Here is an 8790-nt window from a genome sequence, read left to right as displayed (position 1 = left end):
GTGATTGAAACCCTGGGTTCCAAGCATGATGGCCCCATGAGTGAAACGTTGGCTCAACCGGACTACATTGTGGTGATGGACCGTGCTTATGGGAAACTGGAGCGTCTGGACGACTTCAAAATCCAAGGACAATCCTTTGTCATTCGGCTTCGCGACAACGTCCATTTGGAAAAACCTCATGCCCTTTCCCGTCTCCAGAAAGCAGATTCTTCTGTCATTCGGGATATCACCTGCCAGTTGGGGACACCGCAGTGTCGTTCCAAGCAACGTCATCGTGTGGTGATGTTTCGAGATTTTGAAGGTCGAGTAATCCGAGTCGTTACCGATTTAATGCAGGTCACAGCGGAACAAATCGCACAGATGTATAAAGCTCGATGGCAGATTGAGGTCTTTTTCCGTTGGATCAAGCAACATTTGAATATTCCAACGCTGTTTGGAACAACCGAAAATGCGGTCTATGGGCAACTCTTTTGTGCGCTCATCGTTTATGTCCTGCTTAAATGGTTATTTGATGCCGCTCAAGGGACATGGCCCAAACATGCCATTCTTTCCTTTGCTCGATTTTCTCGTCTTTTTCTTCTGCAAAATCTACCGGTGGAATGGCTGATCCAGACTCAGGATGTTCTTCTTAAGCGTGTCTCTGCTTCTATGAATCAAATTACTTATTCTGGTTAATCAACAGACGTAATCGGCACTAAAAATATCTATAACGTATACAGGTACTTATTAGTTCAGCTCTCTGCGGCCTTCCAGCGCCTTGGACAGTGTAACCTCATCGGCATACTCCAAATCCCCGCCAACCGGCAATCCGTGAGCGATACGGGTAACCTTGATCCCAAAAGGACGCACCAGCCTGGAAATGTACATGGCCGTCGCTTCTCCTTCAATGTTCGGATTCGTAGCCAAAATCAGCTCTTTGATGCGTTCATCACTGAGCCTGTTCAATAATTCCTTAAGCTTGATATCCTCAGGGCCAATTCCCTCCATAGGAGAGATCGCCCCATGAAGCACATGGTAGGAGCCATTAAACTCTTTGGTGCGCTCCATAGCTACCAAATCCTTGGAATCCTGAACAACACAAATGACGGAAGCATCCCTCGTCTTATCCTGACAGATCCGACAAGGGTCCGTGTCCGTAATATTGCCGCAGACGGAACAGAAGTGAAGATTGCGTTTCACATTGACCAGCGCTTTGGCAAAATCAATCACATCGTCTTCCTTCATTTTCAGAACGTGAAAAGCCAACCGGGCAGCCGTCTTCGGCCCCACTCCCGGCAGGCGCGTAAATGCATCAATCAGCTTTGCAATCGGCTCCGGATAATACAATAGTGTGTTTCTCCTTTATGCGCAGTCTAGAACAAGCCTGGAATTTTCATCCCGCCTGTAAATTTACCCATATCATCATTAGCCAGCTCATCTGCTTTGGACAAAGCATCGTTGACCGCAGTCAACACGAGATCTTGCAGCATTTCCACATCATCAGGATCTACAGCCTCCGGTTTGATTGTGATGGAAAGCACTTTTTTATGTCCGTTTACCTCTACAGTCACAACACCGCCGCCGGAAGTACCTTCAATTACTTTTCCACCAAGCTCCTCTTGGGCTTTCAGCATTTGCTCCTGCATTTTTTTCACTTGCTTCATCATTTGGTTCATATTGTTCATTTCAAATCATCTCCTTTAATGAAGTATACATCCAGACACTTTGATTTTAATCCTTTATAACTACCAGATCTTCCCCGAAAAGTTCAATAGCTTCATCAATCCAGGGCTCCTTGGACTTTCCCGGCGCGTCATGCTCCTGCTCCAGTTGGAATTCTTCGGCAGGCTGGTCGGGAACTCCTTCAATCGCAGCATTCCAATCCTTTTGCATCATGGTCACCAGACGATAGGGATGGCCCAACTGTTCGTGCAGAACCTTCTCAATGACCTGCTTGTTGGCAGGCTTTTCAGTAGTTTCACGGTGAATGTTGTTCTTAAACGCCACGAGTACACTATCCTCTAATACAGACACTGGCTCGCCGTCCATAAACCATGCATGAACTGTGACTTTCGCTTCTTTGACTCCCTGCAAAATTTGGCTCCACTTACGCCCCACTGCCGCAAATGCCTCCCCAGACTTCTCGGCGATATAGCCGTCTAGCTGCGAAGGAAGCTTGACTGGCGCAGAAATCCGCGGAGCGGGTGCACGCCCTCCGGGGGCCTGGCGGCTCCCCGACGATGCATCCTGCCCTGCCCCGGCAGCCAATCCGCCTTGCAACGCGCGTTCCAGCTTCTTCTCCAGCTCGGCAAGCTGACGCTTCAAAACGGCTACGTCTTCCTGATTGGCAGCAGCACCGGAATGCTGTGCGGTTGGCTGAGTAGCGGCGCCAGCTGCCCCAGGAATGCTGCACAGCTTCAATAGAGCTACCTCAAACAAGGTTTGCGGCTGAACGGCATACTTCATCTCGCTCTGATAGCGATTAAGCGTGTCGATCATGCTAAAAAGCTGCTCCTTGGTGAAAGCTTCTGCCACTTCCTTGAACTGCTCCGGCTCCAGCACGCGCTCTGTCATTTTAGTTGCCTGCGGTACCATCTTAATCATAAGCAGATCCCTGAAATAGTACAGCAGATTTTCCATGCATTTATCTGCGCTTTTACCTTCTTGCATAAAGTTCTCAATCATTTGCAGTACTGTGCTGACATCTTCTTTCAGCAATGCCAAGGCAAGCTTACCGAATTGTTCAGACGCAATACCTCCCGTCATATCCAGCACCTGCTGATAAGTAACCCGACCGTCTGTAAACGAAGATATCTGATCCAGAACGCTAAGTGCATCCCGCATTCCGCCATCTGACAGACGCGCAATGTACTGCAATGCGTCCGAATCAGCCTCTATGTTCTCCTGTCGACATATGAGGTCAAGCCGCTCTGTCTGCTCCTCTAGCGATACCCGCCGAAAGTCAAAACGCTGACAACGCGAAATGATCGTCGCCGGAATTCGGTGCGGTTCTGTCGTAGCCAATATGAACATCACGTGTGGCGGCGGTTCTTCCAGCGTCTTAAGCAACGCATTGAACGCTTCCGTCGTCAGCATGTGCACTTCATCGATGATATAAACCTTGTGCCGTACTTCCGTCGGCGCATATTTGACTTTATCGCGCAAATCACGAATCTCTTCAACGCCCCGGTTGGAGGCTGCGTCAATCTCCTGTACATCCATGACCGCTCCGGCCGTGATCCGTTTACAGGCTTCGCATTCGTTGCAAGGCTCCGGTGCCGGTCCATGCTCACAGTTAATTGCCTTGGCCAAAATTTTGGCCGCACTCGTCTTACCCGTTCCTCGCGGACCGCTGAACAGGTAGGCATGGGACGTGCGATTTTCGCGGATGGCATTCTGCAATGTCTGGATAATATGCTGTTGTCCTACCATGTCCTTGAACGACTGAGGTCGCCAAGCACGGTACAACGCTATATGTTCCAATGCGCGTTACCCTCTTTCCCATTCACTTTCATGAACATTAATGTTCACTTCATTATACTATACTCCCGTCCGAATCTAAACCGGACACCTTCCAATTTATAAACACAAAAAAACATCTTCGCAATGACTGCCAAGATGTTCTAATTCCCAATATATACCGTGCACCTGTTATTGATCGTTGTGATCCGAGCGGCAATCCTGAACAACAACTCGGGCTAGGCTACCCTCCGGCACAAGAGTGCTCTTGCTTATGGCTGCTTCCTTCCGGACCTGACCAGGTTCACAAGTACTCATTGCGGAGGACCCAACCGTCAACATTGTGCGCAGGGACCAGCCTCACATCAACAACACCTCTAACAGGAATTCAACCTCGCTATAGCGGATTGCGAGTTACAGGGCACCGCTACCTCCCCATCTAGCACGGTGAAAATAAGTATATCTCAAGGCCGCACAAAAAGCAAACATCTACAACAAAAAGAGCCCTCTGCAATAGCAGAAGGCTCTAATAACTTTATAACCTGCGGTAATCGATTAGATACCGTATTTCTTCTTGAAACGATCTACACGGCCGCCAACATCAAGGAATTTCTGCTTCCCTGTGAAGAATGGGTGGCAAGCGGAGCAAATCTCCACGCGCAGAGAACTTTTCACAGAACCGGTTTCGAACGTATTTCCGCAAGCACAAGTGACATTAGTTACGTTAAATTTCGGTTGAATAGCTTGTTGCATTGAACTTTCACCTCTTTCCGCCCTGAACGTCCTATCAGCCCAGAGTTGTATGAACACATGTTCACATTATAGCACCTGGATATGAGCGTTTCAACAACTCTTTTGTGTATCCAAAAATGGCGTAAAACAGATGCAGTTCAACCCGCCATTGGCCGTTTTAGGCCTTGGCAAATTTGGGACGCGCCAGCCCTTGAGGTGGTACGTGGGTGTAAGACCCGATAACGACATCGGGCAGTTCCTCCCGGTAAATCTCAAGCATTTGCTTCATGCCAAGAATCTCTCCTTGGGCAGGTGGAATCAGCTCCAGATAGCTTTCGGGATCAATATTCAGGTTGCGCATCTGAATAAGCTTGAGCTTGGTGCGTTTGGCAAACTCAATCATCGCTTCGATTTCTTCCTCGCGGTCTGTCACGCCCGGAAAAATCAAATAGTTAATCGACGTATATACACCCTGCTCGGAAGCATAACGAAGTGATTTTTCCACATTGGCTAACGTGTAGCCACGCGGCTTGTAATACGCATTGTAATGATCGTCCAGCGCGCTAATCGTGCTGACCCGCATCAGATCAAGTCCAGCATCTACGATTCCCCGGATATGATCATTCAAGCCTGCATTCGTATTGATATTGATGTATCCCATATCTGTAGCGGAACGGACCTCTTTGATTGAATCAATAATCAATTTGGCCTGAGTAGAAGGCTCACCTTCACACCCTTGACCAAAACTAATGATGGACTCCGGTGTTTTCAAATGCTCCAACATGACTTCCACAATCTCATCGACACGAGGGCGAAAGTTCATTCTCGTCTGAGGGGATACAAAACCACTGTCATCCGGCTGTTCCGATATGCAACCAAAGCATCCGGCATTACAAGAATACGATACCGGAACTCCACCCTCCCAGCGATTCAGAAACGTGTTCGAGGAAGTAAGGCACTCATAGCCTAATGCACAGTTGGACAAATGTTGGTACAGCCGATTTTCCGGGTACTGCTCTGTCATCCGCTGCACGCCCTGTTTTACCTCGTGACGGTCACAGTTTTCTGGATTCCATTTGGACGGGTTGTCACTCCGCTCTGCCGTTACATAGAAAGCTCCATCTTTCCAGACCACGGCCGAATAGCCGAACAAGGGGAGCTTATACTCCTTATCGGTCTTCACATATCCTGGCAGGCACAAACGTGTAAAGCCTTGAGGTAACAAGGCCCCCACTGCCTGCATATCGCTTGGCAAGGAAATCATTTCCCCGGATTCAGGGTTCATACCGACCGGGCGTGTGTTGGGCAGACTTACCAGCGTAGCTCCTTCCGGTAGCGGAATAAGCTCATCTTCCATGATTTCAACAATCATGTCCGCACTGCGGGCAAGCCCATACAAAGAAGCATGATCATATACATTGCCTTTTTCGTCGGCATACACCAAATACATTGTGGAGCTCCTTTCGTTCCGTCAAGCGCACGCCTGAAACCAATCGAACCGTGACGGCTGCGTGCTTGAGGAACAGATAAATACCTATCATGGAAATTACGATTATCCGTAGTCTGATCATTGTTATTCAGGGTAGCTATGCTGCTGGTTTTAGTTGGTTGAAGCTGGAGCCGATGCTGCGGTTGAACGCGTGGTTCTCCGTTGCGGAGTGCTTGAAGTGCTTTGTGACCCGCTGGACGGTGCCGCTGTATCAAACGAGGCCAAAAACTCTGCGTTATTACTGCTGTTCCGCAATTTCTTCAGGAAGCCCTCCACAAAATCGTGGCTTTCCGTCATATTTTTACGAATGGCCCAAATGGTGTCCAATTCTTCCTTGCCTAACAACATTTCCTCACGCCGGGTACCGGAGCGACGAATATCAATAGCCGGGAATATGCGGCGTTCCGCAAGCTTGCGGTCCAAATGAAGCTCCATATTGCCTGTACTTTTAAACTCTTCATAGATAATGTCATCCATCCGCGATCCTGTATCAATGAGCGCCGTGGCCAAAATGGTAAGACTTCCGCCCTCTTCCACATTCCGCGCCGCACCAAAAAAGCGTTTCGGACGGTGGAAGGCCCCGGGATCAATACCCCCACTAAGCGTACGACCAGATGCTGGAATAACCAAGTTGTAGGCACGTGCAAGACGAGTAATGCTATCCAGCAGGATAACCACATCTTTTTTATGCTCTACGAGGCGAAGGGCACGCTCTAGAACCAATTCCACTACCTTGATATGGTTCTCAGGCAGTTCATCAAAAGTGGAAGCAACAACTTCACCTTTAACAGAACGCTGCATGTCGGTCACTTCTTCCGGACGTTCATCAATCAACAAGACAAAAAGCTCAATCTCGGGATTGTTGGTAGAAATGCTATTGGCAATTTCTTTGAGGAGAAGTGTCTTACCAGCTTTGGGAGGTGCCACAATGAGTCCACGCTGTCCAAGTCCGACAGGGGCTAATATATCCATTATTCTCGTAGACAAATTATTGGGGGTAGTTTCAAGAACTAACTTGGTTTGTGGGTAAAGTGCAGTCAGTGCAGGAAAGTGTAGCCGCTCAGCAGCTTGTTCAGGACTTCTTCCATTGACGGCGTTAACTTGAAGCAATCCAAAATATCGTTCATTCTCTTTCGGAGTCCGGCATTTACCGGATACTAGATCACCTGTTCTCAAGTCAAACTTGCGGATTTGTGAAGCAGAGATGTAAATATCTTCGGTGCTCGGGAGATAATTGATCGGCCTCAGAAAGCCGTAACCTTCAGGAAGTATTTCCAGAACCCCCTGCATGAACATTAATCCGCTCTTCTCGGCTTGTGCACGCAGTATGGCAAAAACTAATTCTTTTTTCTTGAGCGTTCCGTAGTACGGGATCTGGTATTGCTTGGCCAGCTTGTACAGATCGGTCAGCTTCATTTCTTCCAGATCGGAAATTTGCAGATCCATATAATAACCACCTATTCAATTATTAAGTCCATTCAAAACTAAATGATAGACAATGATATCATAAACGCCATCAACATAATTTTAACCAAAACAAATAAAGTTATGCAGCCATCTGCTTGAATTATACCGAATTATTCCGGTTTTCCGATAAAAGATTGTTAGGTATGAACCTATATCTTGTATCATGCAGCGGCTGCATAGAGCCTATCCATTCTATTGTTCATCCGTTCCGGGAGTCCCAAAATGTACGAAGCTTGTTATTCTGTCTGCCGCCATACGTCCGCGCCCAAAAGACGCAGATTGGAGACGAGATGGTCATAACCACGGTCGATGTATTCGACACCTGACACCTCGGTCACGCCTTCACTTACCGTAAGTCCGGCAATGACAAGCGCTGCACCAGCACGCAGATCGGCCGCTTTGACTTTAGCCGCATTTAGCTTGCCACCCTCAATAATAGCCGAACGACCTTCCACGCGGATTTTAGCCCCCATTCGCACAAGTTCTGGGACGTGTTTAAAACGATTGCTATAAACAAAATCGCTCAGTACACTAACCCCTTGCGCCTGAGTAAGCAAACTGGTCATAGGAGATTGCAAGTCCGTGGCGAATCCGGGGTAAACTAAGGCTTTAACATCAACATGCTCATATGAAGGTGAACCCAGAACACGAATACTTTCGTCATATTCCTCTATACCAATACCCATTTCCTGCATTTTTGCAGTCAGAGCCTCCATATGCTTGGGAATTACGTTATCAATCAAAACATTACCACGAGTAGCCGCAGCAGCAATCATATATGTGCCCGCTTGTATGCGGTCAGGTATGATGGAGTGACGGCAGCCATGTAGCTCGGACACACCTTCAATCCGGATCGTTTCCGTTCCGGCACCCTTAATAATGGCCCCCATGGAGTTTAACAAGGTTGCTACATCTATAATCTCAGGCTCTTTAGCCGCATTTTCGATAATTGTGGCGCCTTTGGCACGTGCGGCCGCCAGCATAATGTTAATCGTAGCTCCTACACTGCTGACATCCAAATATATCTTGGTACCGCGCAGCTCTTTGGCATGCAAATGAATAGCACCGTGCTCATTCGTAACCGTAGCACCCAGTGCTTCAAAACCTTTGATATGCTGATCAATGGGCCGAGGTTCAAAATTACACCCTCCTGGCAAACCGATGATCGCTTCCTTGAATCTGCCTAGCATGGCTCCCATCATATAATAGGATGCTCGTAATTTCTTAACAGGTCCATTCGGCATAGGAATGGATTTAATGGAGGATGGATCTATTCTCATCTGGCTGCCTTCCCAGGCAACGGTCGCACCAAGTTCCTCCAGTATTTCGGAATACACCGCCACATCACTCAACAGCGGCAAATTGTCCAAAATGACTTCCGACTCTGCCAGAATGGCGGCGGGAATCAAGGCGATGGCACTGTTTTTGGCACCGCTGATGGAAACTGTACCTTGAAGTGGCCGTCCACCGGTGATCATCAATTTTTCCATAAGCTTGAGGGTCCCCCTACTTGTTTTGCAGTCGGTCAAATAATAAACTTTCAACTTTTTGGTGGTTAAAATGGAAAGACACCGGCTAAGCGGTGTGCTTTCCAAGTCAAACTATTCAACTGAACAGATTCAAATCTTCTGTGCAGAGCTACAATTACAATCAAGAGATGCATT

At 48.0% G+C, this 8790-nt stretch carries 8 protein-coding genes and 1 other RNA gene (1 of these 9 running past the window's edge); 1 reads left to right on the top strand and 8 read right to left on the bottom strand.

Annotated elements, in window-relative coordinates; all coding sequences use genetic code 11:
* Positions 1-675, top strand: the 3' portion of a protein-coding gene (locus HPL003_RS08060) for an IS4 family transposase (protein WP_014279141.1). The gene continues 465 nt to the left of window position 1, outside the view; the window shows 675 of its 1140 coding nt (coding positions 466-1140); its start codon lies beyond the left edge, outside the window; it ends in the stop codon at positions 673-675.
* Positions 676-726: 51 nt separating this feature from the next.
* Here the strand turns inward: HPL003_RS08060 and recR are convergent, their stop codons facing one another.
* From recR to HPL003_RS08025, 8 genes are all read right to left on the bottom strand, one after another.
* Positions 727-1326 (bottom strand): recombination mediator RecR, encoded by a 600-nt coding sequence (gene recR / locus HPL003_RS08055; RefSeq protein WP_014279140.1) that lies wholly within the window; start codon positions 1324-1326, stop codon positions 727-729.
* Between the two features lie 26 nt (positions 1327-1352).
* Positions 1353-1664 carry a YbaB/EbfC family nucleoid-associated protein gene (locus HPL003_RS08050; RefSeq protein WP_013308226.1) on the bottom strand — a complete coding sequence of 104 codons (312 nt, stop codon included), beginning with the start codon at positions 1662-1664 and terminating at the stop codon, positions 1353-1355.
* A gap of 46 nt (positions 1665-1710) precedes the next feature.
* Entirely contained in the window at positions 1711-3462 is a 1752-nt protein-coding gene (gene dnaX / locus HPL003_RS08045; RefSeq protein WP_014279139.1) for a DNA polymerase III subunit gamma/tau, read from the bottom strand.
* Between the two features lie 157 nt (positions 3463-3619).
* An RNA gene (gene ffs / locus HPL003_RS27385) (signal recognition particle sRNA large type) lies at positions 3620-3886 on the bottom strand.
* Between the two features lie 107 nt (positions 3887-3993).
* Positions 3994-4191 carry a 50S ribosomal protein L31 gene (gene rpmE, locus HPL003_RS08040; RefSeq protein WP_014279138.1) on the bottom strand — a complete coding sequence of 66 codons (198 nt, stop codon included), beginning with the start codon at positions 4189-4191 and terminating at the stop codon, positions 3994-3996.
* 157 nt (positions 4192-4348) lie between these two features.
* Complete coding sequence (locus HPL003_RS08035; protein ID WP_014279137.1) at positions 4349-5620, bottom strand: radical SAM family protein; 1272 nt, start codon at positions 5618-5620, stop codon at positions 4349-4351.
* A 150-nt stretch (positions 5621-5770) separates the two neighbouring features.
* Entirely contained in the window at positions 5771-7105 is a 1335-nt protein-coding gene (gene rho, locus HPL003_RS08030; RefSeq protein ID WP_014279136.1) for a transcription termination factor Rho, read from the bottom strand.
* A 257-nt stretch (positions 7106-7362) separates the two neighbouring features.
* Positions 7363-8616, bottom strand: coding sequence for a UDP-N-acetylglucosamine 1-carboxyvinyltransferase (locus tag HPL003_RS08025; RefSeq protein ID WP_014279135.1), 1254 nt, complete (start codon positions 8614-8616; stop codon positions 7363-7365).
* Positions 8617-8790 lie beyond the last annotated feature (174 nt).

It is taken from the genome of Paenibacillus terrae HPL-003 (assembly GCF_000235585.1).
Taxonomy (GTDB): Bacteria; Bacillota; Bacilli; order Paenibacillales; family Paenibacillaceae; genus Paenibacillus; species Paenibacillus terrae_B.
The sequence above is the reverse complement of the archived record's forward strand: the minus strand, read 5'-3'. Positions and strand labels throughout refer to the sequence as shown.

Coding starts and splice junctions, on each gene's coding strand:
- HPL003_RS08050 (WP_013308226.1), bottom strand. CDS start 1,664: ATGAACAATATGAACCAAATGATGAAGCAAGTGAAAAAAATGCAGGAG.
- rpmE (WP_014279138.1), bottom strand. CDS start 4,191: ATGCAACAAGCTATTCAACCGAAATTTAACGTAACTAATGTCACTTGT.
- HPL003_RS08035 (WP_014279137.1), bottom strand. CDS start 5,620: ATGTATTTGGTGTATGCCGACGAAAAAGGCAATGTATATGATCATGCT.
- rho (WP_014279136.1), bottom strand. CDS start 7,105: ATGGATCTGCAAATTTCCGATCTGGAAGAAATGAAGCTGACCGATCTG.
- HPL003_RS08025 (WP_014279135.1), bottom strand. CDS start 8,616: ATGGAAAAATTGATGATCACCGGTGGACGGCCACTTCAAGGTACAGTT.